This is a genomic window from Methylobacterium sp. J-026, from assembly GCF_022829585.1.
Taxonomy (GTDB): Bacteria; Pseudomonadota; Alphaproteobacteria; order Rhizobiales; family Beijerinckiaceae; genus Methylobacterium.
Window position 1 is genome coordinate 22,271 of the sequence record NZ_JAKSYC010000280.1, and the last position, 21,194, is coordinate 43,464.

Annotated in this window: 26 protein-coding genes; 13 read left to right on the plus strand and 13 right to left on the minus strand. The window is 68.8% G+C overall.

Annotation, left to right across the window (positions count from 1 at the left end; all coding sequences use genetic code 11):
- Positions 1-3: 3 nt before the first annotated feature.
- The 7 genes from MKK69_RS23720 to hemB all read right to left on the minus strand — a co-directional run bounded on the left by MKK69_RS23720 (position 4) and on the right by hemB (position 4,970).
- Positions 4-357: a hypothetical protein gene (locus MKK69_RS23720; RefSeq protein WP_243971941.1), complete on the minus strand. Its 354-nt coding sequence runs from the start codon at positions 355-357 to the stop codon at positions 4-6.
- Between the two features lie 52 nt (positions 358-409).
- The gene (locus MKK69_RS23725; RefSeq protein WP_243971944.1) at positions 410-655 is read right to left on the minus strand and encodes a DUF2335 domain-containing protein; all 246 of its coding nucleotides are present in this window, start codon (positions 653-655) and stop codon (positions 410-412) included.
- A 39-nt stretch (positions 656-694) separates the two neighbouring features.
- Complete coding sequence (gene purB, locus MKK69_RS23730; RefSeq protein ID WP_243971946.1) at positions 695-2,002, minus strand: adenylosuccinate lyase; 1,308 nt, start codon at positions 2,000-2,002, stop codon at positions 695-697.
- Between the two features lie 103 nt (positions 2,003-2,105).
- Positions 2,106-2,852: an arginyltransferase gene (locus MKK69_RS23735; RefSeq protein ID WP_243971948.1), complete on the minus strand. Its 747-nt coding sequence runs from the start codon at positions 2,850-2,852 to the stop codon at positions 2,106-2,108.
- Between the two features lie 124 nt (positions 2,853-2,976).
- The gene (locus MKK69_RS23740; protein WP_243971950.1) at positions 2,977-3,465 is read right to left on the minus strand and encodes an RDD family protein; all 489 of its coding nucleotides are present in this window, start codon (positions 3,463-3,465) and stop codon (positions 2,977-2,979) included.
- Between the two features lie 93 nt (positions 3,466-3,558).
- Positions 3,559-3,927: a hypothetical protein gene (locus MKK69_RS23745; protein WP_243971951.1), complete on the minus strand. Its 369-nt coding sequence runs from the start codon at positions 3,925-3,927 to the stop codon at positions 3,559-3,561.
- Positions 3,924-4,970, minus strand: coding sequence for a porphobilinogen synthase (hemB, locus tag MKK69_RS23750; protein WP_243971953.1), 1,047 nt, complete (start codon positions 4,968-4,970; stop codon positions 3,924-3,926). The genes MKK69_RS23745 and hemB overlap by 4 nt, the downstream gene beginning before the upstream one ends.
- Before the next feature lie 210 nt (positions 4,971-5,180).
- Between hemB and MKK69_RS23755 the strand changes: the two genes are divergently transcribed.
- Both MKK69_RS23755 and ldtR read left to right on the plus strand, forming a co-directional pair.
- Positions 5,181-5,639, plus strand: a complete 459-nt coding sequence (locus MKK69_RS23755; protein WP_243971955.1) for a DUF6163 family protein — start codon at positions 5,181-5,183, stop codon at positions 5,637-5,639.
- Positions 5,640-5,800: 161 nt separating this feature from the next.
- Positions 5,801-6,313 carry a transcriptional regulator LdtR gene (gene ldtR, locus MKK69_RS23760; RefSeq protein ID WP_243971956.1) on the plus strand — a complete coding sequence of 171 codons (513 nt, stop codon included), beginning with the start codon at positions 5,801-5,803 and terminating at the stop codon, positions 6,311-6,313.
- Positions 6,314-6,319: 6 nt separating this feature from the next.
- Here the strand turns inward: ldtR and MKK69_RS23765 are convergent, their stop codons facing one another.
- The gene (locus tag MKK69_RS23765; protein WP_279598581.1) at positions 6,320-6,925 is read right to left on the minus strand and encodes an exopolysaccharide biosynthesis protein; all 606 of its coding nucleotides are present in this window, start codon (positions 6,923-6,925) and stop codon (positions 6,320-6,322) included.
- Between the two features lie 300 nt (positions 6,926-7,225).
- Here MKK69_RS23765 and bcsS point away from each other — a divergent pair, with 300 nt between their 5' ends.
- Positions 7,226-7,942 (plus strand): cellulose biosynthesis protein BcsS, encoded by a 717-nt coding sequence (gene bcsS, locus MKK69_RS23770; protein WP_243971958.1) that lies wholly within the window; start codon positions 7,226-7,228, stop codon positions 7,940-7,942.
- On the opposite strand, the gene MKK69_RS23775 is transcribed toward bcsS, so the two are convergent.
- On the minus strand, positions 7,909-9,507 hold the full coding sequence (locus MKK69_RS23775) for a cryptochrome/photolyase family protein (protein ID WP_243971960.1): 1,599 nt from the start codon (positions 9,505-9,507) through the stop codon (positions 7,909-7,911). The two genes, bcsS and MKK69_RS23775, sit on opposite strands and share 34 nt — an antisense overlap.
- Positions 9,508-9,511: 4 nt before the next feature.
- Positions 9,512-10,246, minus strand: a complete 735-nt coding sequence (locus MKK69_RS23780; RefSeq protein WP_243971962.1) for an SDR family NAD(P)-dependent oxidoreductase — start codon at positions 10,244-10,246, stop codon at positions 9,512-9,514.
- A 110-nt stretch (positions 10,247-10,356) separates the two neighbouring features.
- On the opposite strand from MKK69_RS23780, the gene MKK69_RS23785 reads away from it, so the two are divergent.
- Positions 10,357-11,220, plus strand: coding sequence for a formyltransferase family protein (locus MKK69_RS23785; protein ID WP_243971964.1), 864 nt, complete (start codon positions 10,357-10,359; stop codon positions 11,218-11,220).
- A 70-nt stretch (positions 11,221-11,290) separates the two neighbouring features.
- A complete protein-coding gene (locus MKK69_RS23790) occupies positions 11,291-11,632 on the plus strand; it encodes a hypothetical protein (protein WP_243971966.1) in 342 nt (113 codons plus the stop codon).
- A gap of 18 nt (positions 11,633-11,650) precedes the next feature.
- On the opposite strand, the gene MKK69_RS23795 is transcribed toward MKK69_RS23790, so the two are convergent.
- The gene (locus MKK69_RS23795; protein WP_243971968.1) at positions 11,651-12,682 is read right to left on the minus strand and encodes a hypothetical protein; all 1,032 of its coding nucleotides are present in this window, start codon (positions 12,680-12,682) and stop codon (positions 11,651-11,653) included.
- A 450-nt stretch (positions 12,683-13,132) separates the two neighbouring features.
- Between MKK69_RS23795 and MKK69_RS23800 the strand changes: the two genes are divergently transcribed.
- Positions 13,133-13,423, plus strand: a complete 291-nt coding sequence (locus MKK69_RS23800) for a PilZ domain-containing protein (RefSeq protein WP_243971969.1) — start codon at positions 13,133-13,135, stop codon at positions 13,421-13,423.
- 134 nt (positions 13,424-13,557) lie between these two features.
- On the plus strand, positions 13,558-14,514 hold the full coding sequence (locus MKK69_RS23805) for an alginate O-acetyltransferase AlgX-related protein (protein WP_243971970.1): 957 nt from the start codon (positions 13,558-13,560) through the stop codon (positions 14,512-14,514).
- Positions 14,515-14,658: 144 nt separating this feature from the next.
- On the opposite strand, the gene MKK69_RS23810 is transcribed toward MKK69_RS23805, so the two are convergent.
- Positions 14,659-14,943, minus strand: coding sequence for a hypothetical protein (locus MKK69_RS23810; protein WP_243971971.1), 285 nt, complete (start codon positions 14,941-14,943; stop codon positions 14,659-14,661).
- A gap of 305 nt (positions 14,944-15,248) precedes the next feature.
- Between MKK69_RS23810 and MKK69_RS23815 the strand changes: the two genes are divergently transcribed.
- The 3 genes from MKK69_RS23815 (at position 15,249) to MKK69_RS23825 (ending at position 16,813) form a co-directional block, all read left to right on the plus strand.
- Positions 15,249-15,506, plus strand: a complete 258-nt coding sequence (locus MKK69_RS23815; RefSeq protein ID WP_243971973.1) for a hypothetical protein — start codon at positions 15,249-15,251, stop codon at positions 15,504-15,506.
- Positions 15,507-15,622: 116 nt separating this feature from the next.
- Entirely contained in the window at positions 15,623-15,889 is a 267-nt protein-coding gene (locus MKK69_RS23820; RefSeq protein ID WP_243971975.1) for a hypothetical protein, read from the plus strand.
- A gap of 210 nt (positions 15,890-16,099) precedes the next feature.
- Entirely contained in the window at positions 16,100-16,813 is a 714-nt protein-coding gene (locus MKK69_RS23825) for a hypothetical protein (RefSeq protein WP_243971977.1), read from the plus strand.
- A 42-nt stretch (positions 16,814-16,855) separates the two neighbouring features.
- Here MKK69_RS23825 and MKK69_RS23830 read toward each other — a convergent pair whose 3' ends face one another.
- Complete coding sequence (locus tag MKK69_RS23830; protein ID WP_243971979.1) at positions 16,856-17,242, minus strand: hypothetical protein; 387 nt, start codon at positions 17,240-17,242, stop codon at positions 16,856-16,858.
- Between the two features lie 782 nt (positions 17,243-18,024).
- Here MKK69_RS23830 and MKK69_RS23835 point away from each other — a divergent pair.
- The 3 genes from MKK69_RS23835 to MKK69_RS23845 all read left to right on the plus strand — a co-directional run bounded on the left by MKK69_RS23835 (position 18,025) and on the right by MKK69_RS23845 (position 20,917).
- A complete protein-coding gene (locus MKK69_RS23835; protein WP_243971981.1) occupies positions 18,025-18,588 on the plus strand; it encodes a cytochrome b in 564 nt (187 codons plus the stop codon).
- Positions 18,589-18,860: 272 nt separating this feature from the next.
- Positions 18,861-19,538 carry a response regulator transcription factor gene (locus MKK69_RS23840; RefSeq protein WP_243971983.1) on the plus strand — a complete coding sequence of 226 codons (678 nt, stop codon included), beginning with the start codon at positions 18,861-18,863 and terminating at the stop codon, positions 19,536-19,538.
- On the plus strand, positions 19,535-20,917 hold the full coding sequence (locus tag MKK69_RS23845; RefSeq protein ID WP_243971985.1) for a sensor histidine kinase: 1,383 nt from the start codon (positions 19,535-19,537) through the stop codon (positions 20,915-20,917). The genes MKK69_RS23840 and MKK69_RS23845 overlap by 4 nt, the downstream gene beginning before the upstream one ends.
- Positions 20,918-21,194: the final 277 nt, after the last annotated feature.

Sequence of the window (21,194 nt, forward strand, 5' to 3'; positions counted from 1 at the left end):
AGGTCAAAAATCCGAGTGGCGCTTATCGACCGCGTTGCCTGCATGGCCAACACCATTCGGACGTTGGCCACCCCAGACGAACACACCGGCCAGTCCCGCGATCGGCGTGACCAGGGCTGCGATGGCGTAGACATTGGCACCTTGAGCCACTGCGAATGCACCCAAGGCTATGGTGCCCGACGCGAGAGCCGTGCCGAGGAACAAGCACAGATGCCGATAGATCCGCGCGTGCGAAGCATCGGCCACCATGGTCCGTAGCTGAGCCCGTCGTTCGTCGTCATCCGTTTCCAAGGCACGAAAGTATGCGTCCAGGAAGCGCGCGCCACTGCCCGGAACGAGCGCTTCGAGGTCCGCCACCACACCGAGATCGGGCCAAGCGCCGTTCGACGGCTTCGGTGGCCCGGACATCTCAGTGTTCGAAAGCCTTTAGGAAGAAGGCGGCGAAGCCCACGCACGCCCCGGATGCGGCGATCAGCAGTGAACCGTATGATAACAGCCGCGTAAAGCGCTCCTCGCGCGCGAGCAGCTTCTGAACCCAGAGATCTCGATCGGACCTGCGTTCTGCGAGCGCGACGATGCGCTCGGCAGATCCGGGCAGGACCTGCTCATACTTCTCCAGCTCGCTTGGCGCGGGCAATGCGGAGGAATCGGCCATGCCGAACCTCATAGCACGACCTGCGCCTTCCCGGCGCATTCAGGCCGCGCCGAACACCCGCGAAAAAATTGTGTCGACGTGCTTGAAGTGATAGCCGAGATCGAAGCAGTCCTCGATCTGCTCCGGCGTGAGTGCGGCGGTGACCTCGGGATCGGCCTTCAACAGCGCCATGAAGTCGCCCTCCCCGCGCCAGACCGGCATCGCGTTGCGCTGGACCAGCCGGTAGGAATCCTCACGGGAGACCCCGGCCTGGGTGAGCGCCAGCAGCACCCGCTGCGAATGGACGAGGCCGCCGAGGCGGTCGAGGTTCTTCTGCATGGTGGCCGGGTAGATCAGCAGCTTCTCGATCACCCTGGTCATGCGGGCCAGGGCGAAGTCGAGGGTCACGGTGGCGTCGGGGCCGATCATCCGCTCCACGGAGGAATGCGAGATGTCGCGCTCGTGCCAGAGGGCGACGTTCTCCAGGGCCGGGGTGACGTAGCCGCGCACCATCCGCGCCAGGCCGGTGATGTTCTCGGTGAGCACCGGATTGCGCTTATGCGGCATGGCCGAGGAACCCTTCTGGCCCTCGGAGAAGAATTCCTCCGCCTCCAGAACCTCGGTGCGCTGGAGATGGCGGACCTCGATGGCCAGACGCTCCAGCGACGAGGCGACGACGCCGAGCGTCGCGAAGAACATCGCGTGGCGGTCGCGCGGGATGACCTGGGTCGAGACCGGCTCGGGCGTCAGGCCCATCTTCGCCGCGACGTAGTCCTCCACCCGGGGATCAATGTTGGCGAAGGTGCCGACCGCCCCCGAGATCGCGCAGGTGGCGACCTCCGCGCGGGCCGCAACGAGGCGCGCCCGGTTGCGCGCGAACTCGGCATAGGCCTGGGCGAGCTTGAGACCGAAGGTCACCGGCTCGGCATGGATGCCGTGGGAGCGGCCGATGGTGGGCGTGTGCTTGTGTTCCAGAGCGCGGCTCTTCAGCGCCGCCAGCAGCGCGTCGACATCGGCGATCAGGATGTCGGCGGCGCGCACAAGCTGCACATTGAGGCAGGTGTCGAGCACGTCCGAGGAGGTCATGCCCTGGTGGACGAAGCGCGCCTCGGGACCGACGATCTCCGCGAGATGGGTCAGGAAAGCGATGACGTCATGCTTGGTCACCGCCTCGATCGCATCGATGCGGGCGACGTCGAAGACGGCGTCCCTGCCCTTCGCCCAGACCGTCTCGGCGGCTGCCTTCGGGACGACGCCGATCTCGGCGAGCGCCGTGGTGGCATGGGCCTCGATCTCGAACCAGATCCGGAAACGGGTCTCGGGCGACCAGATCGCCGTCATCGCGGGGCGGCTGTAGCGGGGGATCATGGGGCCTCGGCAGGGTCCGGAACACGTGCCAGGCGGGTAGCATGCACCGCCCCAGGCACTCAATGCGGATCCGTCATGGCGGAACGGCACCGGATGCGGAGCGTCAGTCCGCCCGTACCCAGCCCTGGCCCATCAACCGCTCCTGCGGCAGGAATCGGGACTTGTAGTCCATCTTGCGCGAACCCTCGACCCAGTAGCCGAGGTACAGATACGGCAGGCCGAGGCGCTGGGCGCGCCGGATATGGTCCAGGATCATGAAGGTGCCCGGCGAGCGCCCGGCCTCAGCGGGATCGTAGAACGAGTAGACCATCGACAGACCGTCGGCGAGGACATCCGTCAAGCAGTAGGCCAGCGGCGGGCCCGAACCGCGCCCGGTGATCGCCGTGTCCGGCCCGTGCCGCCGATACGACACCAGATGCGTGTCGACATGGCTGTCCTCGACCATCATGGCATAGTCGAGCACCGTCATGTCCACCATGCCGCCGTCGCCGTGCCGGGCATCCAGGTAGCGACGGAACAGGGCGTATTGCTCGGAAGCCGGCCGGTTCGGCTCCGGCGTGCCGACCCAATCCGCATTGCGGGCCAGGATGCGCCGCTGGCTCGCGCTCGGCTCGAACGCGTCGACCACCACGCGTACCGAGATGCACGCCCGGCAGGTCTCGCAGGCCGGCCGGTACGCGATGGTCTGCGAGCGGCGGAATCCGCCCTGCGTCAGGATCTCGTTGAGATCGCGGGCGCGCCGCCCGACGAGGTGGGTGAACACCTTCCGCTCCTCCTGACCCGGCAGATAGGGGCACGGCGAGGGCGCGGTGAGGTAGAATTGCGGTGTGTCGCGCGGATGACTGGTCACGCTCGGTCTTGACCCTGCACCGGGTCTGTCCTCTCGGCGCCGGCGTGCCAATGTACAGGCGTGGCGGCCCGGCTCAATGCCCCGGGCCGCCGCCGGGCCAGATTTTCACCGCGGCACAGACGCCTCAGCGTGCGTGGACGACGGCGAGGCCGAGCAGCACGTCGTGCCCGAGCCGCCGGTCGGACCGGACGAGGCCGAAGGCGACGTCCACGCACCACAGCAGGAAGGTCGAGACCGCCACGTAGAACAACAGGGCGTGGACGGCCGCCGTGATGATGTCCACCCGGGCACCGCTCTCGGGTGCCACGACCCGCAGACCCATCAGCCGCTGCCCGATCGTGCTCTGCCGTGCACCGCCGACGGTGATCGCGCTGTAGATGATCCCGCTCGCCGGCAGGACGGCAAACAGGGTCCAGCCCAGCCCGAAGGTCACGACGCCCACGACCGTGATCAGCAGGGTCAGAAGGGCGGTGAAGCCCATGATGAACAGGATGTCGAGGAGGTAGGCCACGGTGCGGCCGCCCAGGCTCGCGCGCACCAACGGGACGGGCAGCGAGGCCGCGTAACCGGTCGTCTCGAATCGCGGGGCGTAACCAGATTGCGTGTTCTGCATGATGTCGCGTCCTGCAAGCGAGGCTGCGGACGATGAAGTGGGTGCGGGGCGCGGGGGTCGCAAGGGGCCTCCGCGCGGAGACGCTCGGGCCGGTCAGCGCTCGACCGGGTCGCCGGCTTCGGCATCGGGCGTGTCCAGATAGAAGCGCTTCAGCATGTACAGCGCGGGACCCGACAGGCTGCGACCCTCGGTGCCCAGGGCCAGGAGGGTTGTGCCCGCATCGAAGCGGCAGGTCAGCCAGTGCTGGCGGGTGCCTTCGACGTAATCGACCCGGACCGTATCGGCCGCCGACCCCGGTGCGGCGCGCAGCAGGCGGATCCCGGGTTGCGGCGCGATCGCCGGTAGCGCCCGGCGACAGGTGGCGACCCGCTCGCGCCGCTGGGTGTCCTGGCAGGCCGCGAGCCCGCCGAGGAAGCCCGCCGCGACCGCCGCTCCGAGGAGCCAGCGGTGCGCGGGCTTCACGGTTGGCTGCGCAGGCGCTCGGCGACCCGGGGGGCGTGATAGGTGAGGACGCCGTCCGCTCCGGCCCGCTTGAAGGCAAGCAGCGCCTCCACCATCGCGCGGTCGCCGTCGAGCCAGCCGTTCCGTGCGGCCGCCTCGATCATCGCGTACTCCCCCGACACCTGATAGGCGAAGGTCGGCACCTGGAACGTGTCGCGGACCCGGCGGATGATGTCAAGATAGGGCAGCCCCGGCTTGACCATGATCGAATCGGCGCCCTCGTCGAGGTCGAGGCGCACCTCGCGCAGGGCTTCGGCGGAGTTGCCCGGGTCCATCTGGTACGTGCGCTTGTCGCCGACGAGCGCGGCCTTGGTGCCGATCGCGTCGCGGAACGGCCCGTAGAAGGCGCTCGCATACTTGGCCGCGTAGGCCATGATCTGCACGTCGAGGTAGCCGGCCTTGTCGAGCCCGGCCCGGATCGCACCGACGCGACCGTCCATCATGTCGGAGGGCGCGATGATGTCGGCCCCGGCCTCGGCCTGGATCAGGCTCTGCTCCACGAGGATCGCCACGGTCTCGTCGTTGAGGATCGCGCCGCCCCTCATCACGCCGTCATGGCCGTGACTGGTATAGGGGTCGAGGGCCACGTCGGTCATGATCCCGACCTCGGGGACCGCCTGTTTCACGGCGCGCACAGCCCGGCAGACGAGGTTGTTGGCGTTGAGCGCCTCCGATCCCGTCGGGTCGCGCAGGGCCACCTCGGTGAACGGGAAGAACGCCACGGCTGGAATGCCCAGCCGCGCCGCGCGTTCGGCGTCGCGGACGATCTCGTCCACGGAGAGCCGCTCGACCCCCGGCATCGACGCGATGGGCTCGCGCCGCCCGGTTCCGTCGATGACGAACATCGGCCAGATCAGGTCGTCGACAGTAAGCGTGTGCTCGCGGACCATGCGACGCGACCAGGCAGCCTTGCGGTTGCGGCGCGGGCGCTGGGTGATCTTGAGGCCCTCGACGCGGGCGGCCTCCAGGGCGAGGGGACGCGGCTCTGGCAAGGTGTCTGACATGCGGCTTCGCTACCGTTCGCGCGGCCGACGCCGCGGATCGCTCGGCGCAGGCGCGCCGGAAGCGCCGGATTAGCACACCGGGCCGAGGCGGCGAAACCCGACCGTTGACGCAGAGTCGCGGAACCGCTTCAACCCGGCATCCCCGCCGCCATCAATCAGGATCCCGGCCCTCATCATGCACCGGCCCCTCCCCTCCGCGAGCACGCCGTAGTGCCCGGCTACCTTCCGATCCGGCGCAAGGCCCCCCGGCCCGGCGAGATCCCGACCGACCGGATCGAGCGCGCCCAGGGCCCCGCCTCCGGCACGTGGGACACGGTGCTGATCTGGTTCATGCGGCTCACGGCGCTGCTCTGGCTGCTCAAGAGCATCGCATCCTGGGCCACGATCCTCGACGTCATCCCCGGGGCGCGGCCGTTCGAGACCGAGCCGTTCGGCCGTCAGGCGGCGATCGTCGCCTTCGCTGTGGTGGACGCCGCGGCGTCGATCGGCCTGTGGCTGACGAGTGCCTGGGGCGGCGTGATCTGGCTGCTGGCCGTGACATCCGCAATGACGCTCGCGGTCCTGACACCGCAACTCCTGCCGATGCCGCTCGCGCTACTCGTATTCGGGGGCTGTGTGGTGACGCTGTACTTCCTGCTGTCCTGGCTGGCCGCGCAAGAAGCACGGTGAACGAACCGTTCTGATCTTCGCTTCAGTTTGTCTTTACCGCGAAGTGTAAATCGGGAATTCATCCTGTCGCTTAAATCGCCTTTCATTCCCGAGCGATAGCTTATCCATCATCAGCTGCACCGCATCGAACGGATACCGCAGCATTGGATGGCGAGGCAGAGATGAAGACGCAGAGCGCCCGGGTCACGCAGATCGAGACCGCCGACGAGCCGCTGGCCGGGAAAGGCTCCTATCTGGAGGCTCTCCACTTGGTGGAACGGCTGCACCGCCGGCTCCTCGACGTGATCAAGGACGAGTTCGAGCGCCGCGGCCGCGAGGACGTCAACAGCGTCCAGGCCCTGCTCCTGTACAACATCGGCGACAAGGAGCTCACCGCGAGCGAGCTGCGGACGAAGGGCTACTATCTCGGCTCCAACGTCTCCTACAACGTCAAGAAGCTCGTGGAGTCGGGCTACCTGCACCACGCCCGGTCGAAGACCGACCGCCGCTCGGTCCGGATCAGCCTGACCGACAAGGGTCGCCAGGTGCACGAGATCATCCAGGGTCTCTACGACAAGCACGCCCGCACGATCGCGCCGATCGGCGGCATCTCCGACGACGACTTCAACCGGCTCAACCTAGCGCTCGGCCGTCTTGAGCGGTTCTGGACCGACCAGATCCGCTATCGCCTCTGACGTGCCCTACCAGAGGTTCAGAAGTCCCAGGATCCCGGCGATGACCGCGTAGGCGAAGCCGGCGTTGATCGCGACGCCGAACAGGCCGATGACCAGGCCGCAGATCACCACGATGCCGTCCCGCTCGACGAGGCCGAGGCCCACGAGGCAGACGGCGAGCCCGAGAGGGATCTGCCCGACGATGGGCGCGGCCACGATCAGGGCGAGCGCCAGGGCCAGCAGAGCGACGCCCATGCCGCGCATACCCAGCGCGGTCTCGAACACGCTCATGCGCGGGCGCGACCAGCGCTCGAGGCGCCGCAGCACCGGCACCGCCCGGGTCACGGCGCGCCGCACGTCGGCCAGAGCGATGGAACGGCCGAGCAGCATCCGCGGCAGCCAGGGCGCCGACATGCCGGCGGCGATCTGAACGGCCACGAGCAGCAGCAGCAGGCCGCAGATCAGCGGGATCGGCGGCGGCATCGGCAGGCAGTTCGGCAAGCCGAGCAGCACGACGAGCAGCGCGAAGGCGCGATCCCGGAGGACCGCGACGATGTCGCCCACGGTGAGGCGCTCGCCCTCCTGGCTCGCCAGCACCGTGAGGACGTCCGACGTTCGTGCACCGGAGGTCAAGGATCCGCCAACCTTCGCTGTCCCGCGGGCGCTCTAGCCGAGATCCTGTGGCAGGCCAAGCATGGCAGCTTTGCGACAGGGCGGCACGGAGCCGACCGCAGACGGTCGCGATCAGAAGACGGCGGCCTCAGGCCGAGCAACGGTGATGTTTCTTGAAGATCTATCGATGGATCTCATCGTCTCTTGCGACCCTGCAGAACCAGAGGCGACGCTTTTTTCCGTTGATACGTCGGGCGCACCGCTCGTTTTGCTCGGGTTCATCGGACATCGTCCCTGCGTCAGGGTCGATCGGTGCGACTCGTGCGCGTCTTATCGAGGCAGAGCGGCATTTTCATCTGCGCGGCCACGGACCTTCTCCGCTGCGCGCTGTTTCCCGCTGGAGCCCGGGCCGGGGAAATCGACACGCTTCTGTTCGGCAGCCTCGACGCCGCGGCCGCGACCTTCGTGACGACCGGGGTGAAAATCGGCCTGCCGGCCCTCGATCGTGACGGCGCCGTCGTGCTGGCGAGCGTCGGCGGCGGAGGCCGGGACGAGCGCGGCCCGGACGGCGCCCGCCGGCGCTACACGGCCGCCGGCGCCCTGGTTGTCGGCTACCAGTGGTACTTCGATTGGGGCGTGGTCGCAGCCTTCGCGGGCCCCGAGTTCACGCGGGAGATGCTCGTGGGCAACCGGGGGCCGGCCCTTCTGCCCGCCCGTTACGCCCTGCGCCTCCACGGCGAAATCTGGGCGCGTCCGACCGAGGCGACGTTGCTCCAGATGACCGTGATCGTGGGCTCGGCGCGCGACAGCCTGTGGGCCCGCGCAGCCTGGGGTTACCGCCTCTGGGGGGCCTATCTCGGGCCGGAACTCAGTCTGTACACGGACGCCACCGGCTATCGGAAATGGAACTTCGGCCTGCATGCCACGGATTTCGCCGTCGGTCGGTTCGCTGTCCGCGTCTCCGCCGGCGTCCAGACCGAGACCGGTCGGCGGACGACCGGTCCCTATATGGCGCTCGCGGTCTGGTCGCCCTGGTGAGCGGCATCGGGCCGGCTACTCAAGGACTCCAGGAACGCGGCGGCGTCGCGGCGGATCTCGGCGCGCCGCTTGTCCGTCATGCCGCGCAACGTCCGGTACGGCATCGCCATCCGGGGATTCTGCGCCAGTCGATCCTCGTTCTCGATCAGAAAATTCCAGTACAGGTAGTTGAACGGGCAGGCCGCGGCTCCTGACTTGACCTTCACGTCATACGTGCAGGATCCGCAATAATCCGACATCCGGTCGATATAGGCCCCCGATGCGGCATAGGGCTTCGAGCCCATCACGCCGCCATCGGCCCAGAGTACCATCCCGTGCACGTTGGGCAGCTCGACCCATTCGTAGGCGTCGGCGAAGACGATCAGATACCATTCCTCGACCTGCGCCGGATCGAGGCCGGCGATCAGGGCGAAGTTGCCCGTGACCATCAGGCGCTGGATGTGGTGGGCGTAGGCATGGGCGCGCGTGTCCGAGACCACCTGGGCGATGCAGTTGAGCTCGGTCTCTCCCGACCAGTAGAACCACGGCAGCGCCCGTCCCGCTTCGAGGGCGTTCGTCTCGCGATATGCGGGCATCCGCGCCCAGTAGACACCCCGGACGTATTCCCGCCAGCCGAGGATCTGCCGGATAAACCCTTCGACGCAGTGCATGGGCGCTGCGCCCTCGCGATAGGCCCGCTCGGCGGCCCGGCAGACCTCGTCGGCGGTCAGCAGACCGGCATTGAGGGCCGGCGAGATCAGCGCGTGATAGAGGTAAGGCGCGCCGGTCTTCATGGCGTCCTGATAGTCACCGAAGGTCGGCAGGCACGCGGCGATGAAATCCCGCAGCGCGGCGAGGGCATCGTCCCGCGTCACGGGCCAGGAGAACGTGGCGAGATCGCCGAAATGCCCGTCGAACTCGCGCTCCACCAGGGCGATCACCTCCCGGGTGACCGCGTCCGGCTGGAATCCGATCCGGTCGGGTACCCGATGCCCCCGCGGCAGGCGCTTGCGGTTCTCGGCGTCGAAGTTCCAGCGCCCGCCGACCGGCTCGCCGTTCTCCATGAGCAGACCGGTGCGGCGGCGCATGCCGCGGTAGAAGGTTTCCATCCGCAGATGGTGCCGGTCCTCGGCCCAATTGGTGAAATCCGCGCGCGGGCAGAGGAAGCGGTTGTCGTCGCGGATCTCCACCGGCACGGCGAGCGTTTCCCGCCAGTCCTGCATCATCGCCCAGACCCGCCATTCCCCGGGCTCCGTGACCACCACGCGCTCGGGACGGTGCCGGGCGACCGCCCGCTCCAATTCGCCGGTGAAGCTGCCGGTATTGCCGGGGTCGGTCAGGCGAACGTAGTCGACGGTCACGCCCTCGGCGGCGAGGTCGGCCGCGGCGTGGCGCATGGCGGCGAACAGGAAGGCGATCTTCTGCTTGTGGTGGCGGACATAGGTCGCCTCGTCCCGCACCTCGACCATGAGCACGACATCGCGCTCCGGATCGAGGTCGATCAGGCTCGAGACGCGGCGGGTGAGCTGGTCGCCGAGGACGAAGCGCAGCGTTCGACAGGATCCAGCGGGGCGCTTTACGGGCATCGCCTCAGCCCTTCGTCCGCAGGTTGGAACGGCCGCCATCGACGCCGATCACCTGACCGGTGATCCAGGCCGCCTCGTCCGAGACCAGGAAGGCGGCCAGCGCACCGACATCCTCCGGCCGGCCGAGCCGCGGGATGGCGTGCATCGCGGCGATGCCTTGGGCGAGGGTCTCGTTGCCGGTGATCGCGGCGGCGAGCGGCGTCCGGGTCAGCGACGGCGCCACCACGTTGACGCGGATCTGCGGAGCGAGTTCGGCCGCCAGCGACAGCGCCAGCCCCTCGACCGCCCCCTTGGCCATGGCCACGGAGGCATGCGCCGCGAAGCCCTGGGCGACCGCGACCGTCGAGAACAGCACGATTCCGGCCCCCGCCTCGCCACCGCCGCGCTTCAGCGCACCGGCCGCCGCCTGTACCGCCGAGAAGGCGCCGAGGGCGTTGATTCGGAAATCGGTCTCCACGTCCGCCCGCGTCAGCCTGCCCAGGGGACGCAGATTGATGGTCCCAACCGCGTAGACGAGCCCCGCGAGGTCCGGGCCCGCTTCCTCCGTCGCCGCGGGGAAGAAGGCGGGATCGGCGATGTCGCCGGCGCTGAACGTGGTCTCGCCAAGTCGCTCGGCGGCCTCGGACAGCCGATCGCCCTCCCTGGCGGCGAGATGCAGGGCATAGCCGCGGGCACGCAGGGCGGCTGCGGTCGCCAAGCCGATCCCCCCGGTTCCGCCGTAGATGATGACCCGTCCCACGTGGAACCCCCGCGCTACCCAATCCGATGGGATCAAGGTAAGGCCCGTGGCGGTGTCGGGCAGGCGATAGGCCTGCGCGCGGCACGTGCACAGAGTCGCAGGCGGGAAGCATGAAGTTCGCGTTCGCCGGCATCGATTTCCTCGGCGGCGTGTTCGAGGGGCTTCTGGATGCCGGCTGGACGCCGATCAAACTGTTCACCCGCCCCTGCGACGGGATCTACGACCACAACGACGTGATCGTTGCCCGCGCGCGGACGCTGCGCCTTCCGATCCAGCTCTCGCGGATCCGGGAGCGCGACATCGAGGCGATCCAGGCCGAGCACGGCAAGGACTGGGCGCTCGTGGTGGCGGGCTATCCGTGGCTGGTGCGCGGCTGGCGCGGCCGCGCCGCCTACGGATTCAACATCCATCCGTCGCCGCTCCCGATCGGGCGCGGCCCCTACCCGCTGTTCCGCGCCGTGCTCGACCGTTACGAGACCTGGGGCGTGACCGCCCATGTGCTCGCTGACGGCTTCGACACCGGCGACATCCTCGCCCAGGACATGTTTCCGCTGAGCCCGCAGGAGAATCACGAGACCCTGCTGGCCAAATGCCAGATGGCGGCCCGGCGCCTCGTCGCCGGCCCCCTCGGCCGCGACCTGCCGAACCGATGGCGCTTCGCCGAGCCGCAGGGAGACGGCTCCTACTGGCCCCGCGCCAGCGATTCCGACCGCACCCTCGATTTCCGGCAGGACGTGACCGCGATCCTGCGGCGGGTGCGGGCCTTCGGCACCGTCGAGACGATCGCCCGCTTGGGCGAGACCCGGGTCTTCGTCGCCGAGGCCCAGGGTTGGCAGGAACACCACACCCACGCGGCCGGTGCGGTGGTGCATCGGCACCGCCGCCACATCGTGGTCGCGGCCCTGGACGGATACGTTCAGATCACCCGGTGGTCGCCGCTGCCGCTGACCGAGGCCGCCCAGATCGGCCGCTGACCGGAGCGGGGCGGGAACCGATCCGGGATCGGCGGTGTTTCCGCGGGCCCTGGTGGTCACGGAGCCCGACATGTCGAAACGCGCAAGCCTCGCGGCCGCCCTCGGGTTCGCCGCCCTGTTCACCGGATCCGCCTTCGCGCAGGCCGTGATCGTGGAGCCGGACGAGTTCGGCCCCGACGACGATGTCGTCGTGCGCGACTACATCGTGCGCCGTCCGGTCGGACCCGGCCCCATCGTCGGCTCGATCCCGCTGCGGCCCGGCAGCATCGTGCCCGAGGATGTGCGGCTCGCGCCCTTCACGGAGGCCCCGAACCCCCGTCTACGCCGCTTCGGCTACTTCGTGGCGCCGGGCGACAAGATCGTGGTCGTCGATCCCGCCACGCGCGCGGTGGTGCGCATCCTCGACCGCTGACGGCCGGCGCCGCGGCGCTCACCAGTCGCTCAGCGGCGCGCGCTTCCAGCGGTTCGGCGCCACGCAGCGGTACTCGTAGGCCTGGTCCCAGGCGTGGTCGCCGGGGAGGCAGGCCTCGCCGCTGCTCCGGGGCGGTCGCGGCAGCGTCTCGCGGATGGCAGCGGCCTCGACCCGGCCGGCATCGCTCACGCGGAACACCGGCGCGCCGCCGATCCCGTAGATCAGGTCGCGCCCGTCGAAGCCGAGGCTTCGGGTGAACCCACCCTGGCGCGTGCCGTCGAAGCCGATCATCTGCCCCGGGCCAAGCAGGATCGGGACGCCGGTGAAGCGGGCCGCGGCGGCGTCGATCCCGATACCGTAGGTGCCCTCGCCCTGGAACGAGAGTCCGCGGTCGGTGACGGATCCGGAGAGATTGCCCATCAGGATGCCGTATCCGGTGTGGGCGCCCGGCACGCCGCCGGTGGATACCTGCAGGCCGACCCGCTGGCGGTTGCGATCCGTCGTCGGCGATTGCGCCGAGACGTCGATCTCGGCGCCGATGCAGGAGGCGACCGGGTCGGCCTCGCCGGTCATGTCTACGCAGTTGAAGTTCCCGGCCCAGGACGGCCCGACCGGCCCGACGCCGTTGGGCTCCTTGAAGATCGTCCCGTTGACCGCGACGTTCTGTGCGCCGGCGCTGGCAAGCGCCCGGTTGTGCTGTTCGCCGGTGATTGTCCACTCGTAGCCGGCGTTGTGGGGCCCGGAGGAACCGAGCACCCAGAGCGCCTTGTAGGTATGGGTGGCCTCCCCCGACCCCTCCGGCACGTGCCGATCGACCCGGAGGGTCGAGACCGGATCGAAACCCCCGGGCCGGTTCCACAGGAAGGCGTGTCCGCCATCGAGCCCCGGCACGCCCGTGCCCTGGACGTTCTGGGAGAAGTTCTGCGGCCAGGGGAGAGCCGCCGTGAGGGTCGGCGGCGCCCCCGGCGCTTCGGCTGACGCGGGGGAGGTCAATCCTCCGGAGAGAGCGAGGAGGCTCGGCAGCAGCGCGAGGCCCGTGTGCAGACGCATGGTGGTTTCCCGATGACCCTCCGGTGTACCCCCGAGCGGCCACCGGGGTGAGGAATTTAACAGCGGATCGGATAGGCCCCGTGGTCCGGGGAACGACCGCACCGTCGTTCCAGGGCCATGCGGCCCCCGGCCAGGGATCCCGGACAGCGCCGGGGTCTGATATCGACACGGGTGGCAAGCAGGGAGCGGTTCACGATGAAGGCGCTGCGATTTCTGAGAGCCTGGTTCCTGATGTCCGTCCCGCTCGGCCTGATCGTGGGCAAATTCATCAAGGCCGGCAAGGGCCCGCCCGTGCGCGGTCACGACCGCCGATAGGGCTCCCCGGTGGCGTCGGCTTCGCGGACCTGCGCGGCGTCGCGAGATGTGCAGTCGTCAATTACATATTAGTAAATCGACTGCATTTTTACTGAACTCGCGCCATGTTGGCCGACATGAGCAGGAACATCGGCCATGTCTCGCAATGCCACGCCCGGCAGCGGCGCCGTGGAACGACGCCGTACCGCACGAAAACCCACGGCACTGCTGGCCTTCGCGCTGCATCCGGATGGGGCGCGGTTCCCCTGTCAGATCAGGAATATCTCTGACCGCGGCGCGATGCTGGAATTTCTCGGCTCACACGTGACGCTGCTGGAGAACGCGTTCGAACTGGTCCTGACCGACGCCAAGATGCGTTATGCGGTCAAGGTCGTCTGGCGGAAGGAGCGGACCGCCGGCGTGGTGTTCTGCCTGGACGGGGAATGACGCGGGGCGAAACACAGTCGGCACAGACGCGCCGGCCGGCTGCGGCCTTGCAATCCGGTCCGGATCCGTCGAGGCCCACGGGGGAGCCGCACCAGCGAGGATGGTCGGCCGAGCGACGGACGCACGGATAGGTCATGACGAGCGGCAATGGGGTGGCCGTGGGGCAGGACGGCTGGCTCTACTGGGTCGGGCGGGCTGGGGAAGTCGAAAGATTCTACGGGGACACCGCCCTGTCGCGCCGGATCCTCCGACGCTGGGCGCGGCTGATCAACCGGCGGGCCCGCCGGCTGGACGGGCTCGGGATCCGGCACGTCCACGCTGTCGTACCGGACAAACTGGCTGTCTATCCCGACACCCTCGGCCGCGCCTTCCCGGGTCTCGACGACCCGCCCGGCATGCGCCTCGCGCGGCTTCTGGCGGTAGACGGCCTCGCCCCGATGGTCGATCTGCTGACACCGCTGCTGGCGGCGAGGGCCGACGAGCCGGTCTATCTGCGGACGGACACGCACTGGACGTATCGCGGCTATCTCACGGCCTACCGCGCCCTGTGCGAGGCCCTTGACGCGCCGGTGGCCGAGCATGTCTTCGCGGGCACGCAGACCTGCGAGCGCTTCACCTTCGACCTCGGCGAGAAGCTTCAGCCGCCCGTCGATGAAGCCTATGTCGCCTACGACTTCCCGCGCCGCGCCGAACGGGTCGACGCGAACGCGCTGGTCCGGGTGCGCGAGACCGGACAGGTGGTCCGACAGCGTGGCCTGTTCGTGGGGTCGCGTGTCGTAATGAGGAACCCCGCGGCTCCGGATCCGCGCCGGGTGGTGCTGTTCGGGGATTCGTACATCTACAGCCCGGGGGCACGCCTCACCGCCATGCTGGCGGAGACGTTCGGCGAGGTCCACGCGATCTGGTCGGCCAATCTCGATTGGGCCTATATCGAGGCGACCCGGCCCGACATCGTGATCTTCGAGATCGCCGAACGCTTCTTGCGCCAGGTTCCAACAGATCGGATCCGCATCGACGCCTTCGCGGAGCGGCGCGCGCGACGCTCGGTCAGGCCACCCTTGCGTCAGTGGCTCGGGCGGTACCTCCGGTAGATGGACGCGCGGCCCGAGCTTCGTTGCCGCAGGCGAGCGGCCTATGCCAGGGCGAAGCCGTTTCGGACCGCCGCCCACACCGTCCATGAATAAGCCCTGCCGCGCAGGTGCGGCAGGGCTTCAGGTCGTTTCCGGCGGAAGGATTCAGTAGCCGCGGCCGTAATAGCCTGGACCGCTGCGGTCGAAGGCCCCCGCAGCCGCGGCGCCTGCCGCGGCGCCGGCGATCCCGAGGCCGACGGCGGCACCCGTCGAGAGGCCGCGGTGGCGGCGGTAACCGTAATCCCGGTTCCGGCCATAGCCGTGGTCATAACCGCGGCCGTACCCGTCGCGGTAGCCGCCGCCGTAGCCATAACCCTGCGCCTGTGCGCCGCTCGCGCCGATAGCTCCAAGGCTCAGCGTCATGGCGGAGATGAGTACAAGTTTACGCATCGATCGACCCTTCGCAGTTGCGTTGCGGGGCCAACACCAACCGCGTCGATGGGTTCCGATCTGCCTGTGCATGCACGGCGGCTATGAGGTTCGACGACGTGATGCGTCCGGCAGCCGACCATGCGTGCGGCCGGCGGTCCCGCCCGGACGAAGGCCGGTCGTTCCACGGTAGTGGCCTGCCCACATCGGCGGCCGGCTCATACTCCGTAACGGCTACGCTCTATGCTTCCGCATGAGGTCGATTTACGCCCTCATGAGTGTATTGCACGCCCACGCAGCGCGACAGACTGACCAGGAAGTCCGACATGTCGACGTTGTTCGCGGATCCACTCGGTCGGGCCCTGCTGACCCTGCTGACGACCGATCACGGCCTGCCGGGTGCTCCGCAGCGGAGGAAGCTCCTGTACGCGCTCCAGGACCTCCGCGCGGAAGCCGAGTCGCAGGGCGCATCGGCTCAGGTGCGGGGCGCGATCCGCTCCGCCCTATGGGCCCTGCGCGCCGAATTCCCGACGGCTTACGCGGTCATGCCCACCACGGGCGCCGACGTGTCCGTCGATCGCTGAGGCGCCGCGCGCACCGGCTATCGGACGACGAAGCAACGGTTCTCCGGGCCGATCAGCAATCTCCATCGGGCTGCCCTGACCGCGGGTCCAAGCTATCCGGGATGCGTCGCGTGCGTATGGATGCTCTGATGCCGGCTCATTACTGTATCGACCCGCTGGATCCGTATGCGGAGCGCGAAGTTCTGGTCTCGTACGACGAGGCGCGCCCGTTCGCGTTCCTCAGAACCGCGATCGATCAGGACGGTTGCGATCTTCTTCCCGACCTGTCCGACGAATGTCGCAGGATCCTCCAGCTGGAGATCGCGGTCTACCACGGGCTCATCCAGCCCTGCGAATGGGCCCAGCACGCGGTCGACGTACCTTCCGCTCCGAACGCCGCCTGAGCGCGATCCAACGCACTCGCGAACGCGTGCGCGCTGCCGGTTGTCGGCGCCGGGACTAGGGTTGGATGTTCGCGCCCGTAGCGCTCTCCGTGACAGACTGCACCCGCGTGACCACGCCCGACGTCCGGGCTGCTGCCAGCCGCAAGCGGAACGCTGAACCCTCTCGACCCGCAGGACGTTACGGGGACCGGACTCATCGGGACGGCTGCCATGCGACACGTCAAGTTCAGGTTGATGGAGCCGGGCCTGCGCCCGCGGCGCACGCGGCTGGAGATCCCCGGTTGGGCGGGAAACCCGGAGCCCCGCACCGACGGGGCGCAGGAATATGCGTGGCACTGCCTGCCGTTCTCGGAGGCAGCCAAGGCGGGAATCGAGCTGTTCTACCCCTACGAAGCCGAATTGCGCGTCCGCACCCGCGATGGCGCGCTCGTCTTCGAGGGCGATTTCGGCGAACCGCCCGAGCCCGGCATGCAATGGCCGCCGTTCCGGACCTTCGGCGACGCCTACTACACATATCAGATCCTCCTCGACCTGAAGGTAGAGGATGGTTGGGCGATCAAGACCGAGACCCATCCCCGCTTCTATACCGACCGGTCCGGGACCGTCCCGGTCGCGGTGCCGGCGCTCCTGCGGAACTGGTGGCCGATGATGTATTTCATGGTCTTCAAGTCCCCCGACGAGGGGCGCACCCACGTCTTCCGGCCCGGCGAGCCGTTCATGCAGGTGACCGTTGTGCCGGCGGAGGCCGATTTCGAACTCGTGCCCATGCCCGAGGAGGAGGCCGCCGAGCGCGAACTGCAATCCCGGCGGATCTATGCCAGCCGGTCGACTTTGGCGTCGGATTCGCAGTGGACCTCGGCGACCAACACCGTGTTCGACGGCACCTACCGGCGCATCCTCGGCGCGGCCAAGAGCACGCGCTGACGGACCGCGGAGAGGGTCGCGCCCCTCTCCGCGGCCGGCTGCTCAGTAGCCGTAGGGGCGGAAGTAGCCGTGGTGATGGTGGTGATGGTGGTGGAACCGCCGGAAGAAGCGGTGGTGGTGGTGATGGTGGTGGTAGAAGCGGCGGTAGAAGCGGTGGTGATGGTGGTGGTGATGATGGTAGTAGTACTGAGCCTCCTGGACCGTCGCCTCGCCCTCGGTGGCGGGCGCTAGCAGTTCGGCCTTCGCCTCGGCCGCGTCGGATTCCTTGAGGAGCGCCACCGCGTCGGGAATCGGCTTCAGCAGGTCGGCGTAGCTCTCGGCCTGCATGGCCGCCTTGAGGCCGGTCGGGGCCGGCATCGCGGCGAGCGCCGGGTCGACGGCGGCCAGGAGCGTGACGGCTCCGATCAGGCCAGCGACTGTCTTGTCCATTGACGGGATCCTTTCAGGAACAGCGCCGGCGGCCCCCTTGACCGGTTTGATGGCCGCGGCGCGGTCTGAAACACCGGGCGGGAGCGGACCGTTCCGGCCCCGGCGCCTCGGGGGAAAGTCAATTTCCCGGCATATTCCGTGCCCCGCACCTCGGATCGGCAGGATCTCGAGGGATTGGATAATGAAACCGAATTTAGTGGACGTCGTCCAAGACGAGTCTGGTAGACGTTCGGCGCCGGATTGCTTCGCTCCACGATGGATGACTGAGTGGCGCCCAGGCCCAGCGTCACACAGCCTTGCTGACAGGGATGATACGCGATCCAGGGGCGGTGCAGCGCCGAGATCCCGGAAGCGGCCGCACCCCAATCCCGGTCGATCCGGGCCCCGACGCGAGATCGGGGCTCCGATCGTCCAACGCAGCCTCGTCCCCCCTTGCACGTCCGGAGAACTTTAGATTAATTCCAATCTGCGATGACGGACCACGATGGAACACGGGCTTGGCGCGCCCTCACCCCCGGGCAGCGGACGATGTTGCAGCGTCTGGGTGCCGAGGGGTCGCTGCATTCACTCGGGCCCTGGGAGATGCGCACCGTGCGCTCCCTCCTCGAACGCGGGCTCGTCAGGCCGAGACTCCCCGGTCGGACCGGCCGCGACGTGCCGAGATTGTGGTTCCTGAGCGCGAAGGGCCGCCGCATCCTGCCGCGCCAGCCGTCCGCAGCCAGCGGCGCGGAGGCTCGCTCCGTGCCGCCACACCCCCAGACGGCCGCTGTGGAGATGCCGCGATGAGTTCGAAACCGACCGTCACCATCGAGCCGGCCCCGCCCGGCGCCGCGACCTACGACCGGGGCACGATTGCCCTGCACTGGCTGACCGCCGCCCTCGTGCTGATCCTCTGGTTGATCGGCACCTTCCTCGAAGATCTTCTGCCCAAGGGGACCCTGCGCACCGGCATCTGGTCGGCGCATTTCGATGCCGGTTTCGTCGTTGCCGCGCTGATTGTCGGGCTCCTCCTCTGGCGACGGACGCGGGGCCGCAGCTTGCCGGTCGCGGATCCGGGTCCGCTGCACCAGTTGGCGAAGGCGACGTATGGGGCCCTGTACGGGCTGCTGTTCGCCGTCGTCGGCCTCGGCATCGCCAACGCCTTCGTGCGGGGTGTCCCGCTGGTCGGATCCATCGCTCTGCCGCAGCTCGGCGATGCCGCGTGGCGCAGGCCTTTGACGCAATGGCACGGCCTGGCCGCCAACATCCTGATGGTCCTGGCTCTGTTCCACGCCGCGGCGGCGCTGGTGCATCATTACCTGTGGCACGATACGATCCTGCGCCGCATGCTGCCCGTGAAGCCGTGACGGTGGTGTAGCCCCCTGGCACCGAGCGCCCCGGCCGCCGCCGCGAAGGTGAGGCTCTGGTCCTCGCGATAAGGATTCTGGTCGGAAACGGCCGATGTCTTTGAGAGAGCGGCCTCGAGTGTGAAAACCCTTTTAGTCGGCAATACCGCCCGGCGTGGTATTCACGATCGGCGGGTGCTCTGAATGGTGATCCGCAGGTTCGGAGGTAGACCGCCGTCCCCCGATTGCGTTCGAACACTGAACGCAATCCGTGCTGAGGCCCACAGACGCCGGTGCGTATTCTTCTGGTCGAGGATAACCGCCGGCTGGGCGCGCTGATCGGCGATGCCCTGCGCGTCCAAGGCTTCGTTGTCGACCTCGTCCGGACCGGCGAGGATGCGGAGGCCGCGCTAGCCACGGCCGCGTACGATGCCGTCGTCCTGGACCTCGGGTTGCCGGATCGCGACGGCATGACGCTCCTGCCCAGCAAGGGCGGAGGCCGGCCCGGCTGCCCGATCCTGGTCCTGACCGCGCGGGACAGCACCCAGGCGCTGATCGACGCCCTCGACGGCGGCGCCGACGACTACCTGCGCAAGCCCTTCGAGATGGAGGAGCTCCTGGCGCGCCTGCGCGCTCTGATGCGCCGGCCCGGGCAGTCGTTGGGGCTGCGCCTGACCGGACGCAACGTCGAGTTCGACACGGTCCGCCGGCAGGTCCGTATCGCCGGGTGCGACGTGGAGATGAGCCGCAAGGAACTCGCGGCCCTGGAACTGCTGCTACGCCGGACCGGGACCGTGGTGTCGAAGGCCCATTTCGAAAGCTCCCTGTACGGCTTCGACGAGGAGGTCGGATCGAACGCCATCGAGGTTCTCATCCACCGCCTGCGCAAGAGGCTCGCGGGCGCGCATGCCGAGCTGGAGATCCACACGCTGCGGGGAATTGGCTACGTCCTGACCGACGCTCGCCCGTGAGGCCGGTGCGTTCGACCCTGTTCACGAGGCTCGCGGTCGCGACGGTGACCCTGTTCGTCCTGGCGATCGGGGTCGCCACCCTGTTCCTGTACGACCGCTTCGAGACCCTGAACGGCCAATTCCGCGAGGGGACGCTCCGGAGCTTCGCCTACACCCTCGCGCGGGAAGTCACGGCCGATCCCGAGAACGGCCGCGACGGGCATACCGGGACCGTTGCCCATCAGGTCATCGACGACGGCGGCGTGTACGTCCTGCTGACGCAGCAGGGTCAGCTGCTGGCGGCTGCGCCGGGCATCGCCGCGCCGCTCGTCGTGCCGCAGGGCCCGCAGGAGCAATTCTTCATGCTGCCGCGCCCAGGGCAGGCGCCGCTCTATGGCCTGTCGAGCACCGTCCGGACAACGCAACCGCCGCTGATCCTGCAGATTGCTTTCCCCAACGGGCCCCTCGTGTTCGATACGGTGCTGGAGGAGTTCGTCCAGGACATCGCCTGGATCTGGATCCCCTTCCTGGCCGGGACGGTCGCGGTCAACCTGCTGGTGACACGCCTTGCACTGCGTCCGCTCCGCAGGGCCGCCCAGGAGGCGGAGCTGATCGAACCCGGCAATGTCGGCACCCGCCTCTCGGAGGGGGCGATGCCGGACGAGGTCCTGATCCTAGTCCGGGCCGTCAACCAGAGCCTGGCGCGGCTGCAGCAGGGCTACCTCGTCCTGGAGCAGTTCGTCGGGGACGTCGCCCACGAGCTGCGCACGCCGCTCGCGATCATGAAAACCCGGATGGCCATGGCCGGCGGCACGATCGCGCGTCCGATCACGGAGGATCTCTGCCGTATGGAGCGCCTCGTCGAGCAGCTCCTCGACCGGGTCCGGCTCGGCGGCCTCCACGTCGAGGCGGACGACGTCGTCGACCTGTCGATGGTCGCCCGCGAGGTGACGGCCATGCTGGGTCCCGCCGCGATCGCCCGGGGCTTGTCGATGGAGCTCCTCGGCGCGGAGCGGCCGGTCCCGGTCGCGGGTCTTCGCGATTACCTAGCCCGGGCCCTGCGCAACCTCATCGAGAACGCCCTGATGCACGCGCCTCCCGGCACGACGATCACCGTGACCGTCGAGGCGGCGGGCGCGCTGAGCGTGCGGGATCGCGGCGGCGGCTTCGGGCCCGATCTACTGGCACCGGGGGCCGTACAGGGACGGGAGTTCCGCAGCGGCCGGGAGGACGGGATCGGGCTCGGGCTGTCGATCGTCGAACGGACCATGACGGCGCATGGCGGGCGGCTTGCCCTGCGCAACGCGCCGGACGGCGGCGCCGTCGCAATCATGGACTTCGCGCAAGAGGCCCGGGCAGAGCCGTCACTATTGCTGGCCGGAAACCGGGCCTTGAAATGACCTTGTTCTCGCCGCGTCCTGACCCGCACGCCGTAAGGTCTGCGTAAGCTTGAGGGCTAGGATCCGCCGCGGCAGCGATGGGTCCGGTCCGACGACGCGTGTTCGACGGCGGGGCCGGACCGACCCTACTCGATGCCCTGCCGTTCCGGCGGTCCGTCCAGCCGGTGCGCGCCGATAGTCGGCCCGGACGCCCCCTTCCATCAGGCACACAGCAGATGAGCGAACCGCCCCCAGCGGCTCTGCGTGTCCCCGCGTTCGTGCAACGGCGCGGCGGGGC

What these genes read in the sequence shown, in the direction of transcription:
- MKK69_RS23725 (WP_243971944.1), bottom strand. Translation starts at nt 655, where the DNA reads ATGGCCGATTCCTCCGCATTGCCCGCGCCAAGCGAGCTGGAGAAGTAT.
- purB (WP_243971946.1), bottom strand. Translation starts at nt 2,002, where the DNA reads ATGATCCCCCGCTACAGCCGCCCCGCGATGACGGCGATCTGGTCGCCC.
- MKK69_RS23740 (WP_243971950.1), bottom strand. Translation starts at nt 3,465, where the DNA reads ATGCAGAACACGCAATCTGGTTACGCCCCGCGATTCGAGACGACCGGT.
- hemB (WP_243971953.1), bottom strand. Translation starts at nt 4,970, where the DNA reads ATGTCAGACACCTTGCCAGAGCCGCGTCCCCTCGCCCTGGAGGCCGCC.
- ldtR (WP_243971956.1), top strand. Translation starts at nt 5,801, where the DNA reads ATGAAGACGCAGAGCGCCCGGGTCACGCAGATCGAGACCGCCGACGAG.
- MKK69_RS23775 (WP_243971960.1), bottom strand. Translation starts at nt 9,507, where the DNA reads ATGCCCGTAAAGCGCCCCGCTGGATCCTGTCGAACGCTGCGCTTCGTC.
- MKK69_RS23785 (WP_243971964.1), top strand. Translation starts at nt 10,357, where the DNA reads ATGAAGTTCGCGTTCGCCGGCATCGATTTCCTCGGCGGCGTGTTCGAG.
- MKK69_RS23790 (WP_243971966.1), top strand. Translation starts at nt 11,291, where the DNA reads ATGTCGAAACGCGCAAGCCTCGCGGCCGCCCTCGGGTTCGCCGCCCTG.
- MKK69_RS23795 (WP_243971968.1), bottom strand. Translation starts at nt 12,682, where the DNA reads ATGCGTCTGCACACGGGCCTCGCGCTGCTGCCGAGCCTCCTCGCTCTC.
- MKK69_RS23800 (WP_243971969.1), top strand. Translation starts at nt 13,133, where the DNA reads ATGTCTCGCAATGCCACGCCCGGCAGCGGCGCCGTGGAACGACGCCGT.
- MKK69_RS23805 (WP_243971970.1), top strand. Translation starts at nt 13,558, where the DNA reads ATGACGAGCGGCAATGGGGTGGCCGTGGGGCAGGACGGCTGGCTCTAC.
- MKK69_RS23810 (WP_243971971.1), bottom strand. Translation starts at nt 14,943, where the DNA reads ATGCGTAAACTTGTACTCATCTCCGCCATGACGCTGAGCCTTGGAGCT.
- MKK69_RS23815 (WP_243971973.1), top strand. Translation starts at nt 15,249, where the DNA reads ATGTCGACGTTGTTCGCGGATCCACTCGGTCGGGCCCTGCTGACCCTG.
- MKK69_RS23820 (WP_243971975.1), top strand. Translation starts at nt 15,623, where the DNA reads ATGGATGCTCTGATGCCGGCTCATTACTGTATCGACCCGCTGGATCCG.
- MKK69_RS23825 (WP_243971977.1), top strand. Translation starts at nt 16,100, where the DNA reads ATGCGACACGTCAAGTTCAGGTTGATGGAGCCGGGCCTGCGCCCGCGG.
- MKK69_RS23830 (WP_243971979.1), bottom strand. Translation starts at nt 17,242, where the DNA reads ATGGACAAGACAGTCGCTGGCCTGATCGGAGCCGTCACGCTCCTGGCC.
- MKK69_RS23835 (WP_243971981.1), top strand. Translation starts at nt 18,025, where the DNA reads ATGAGTTCGAAACCGACCGTCACCATCGAGCCGGCCCCGCCCGGCGCC.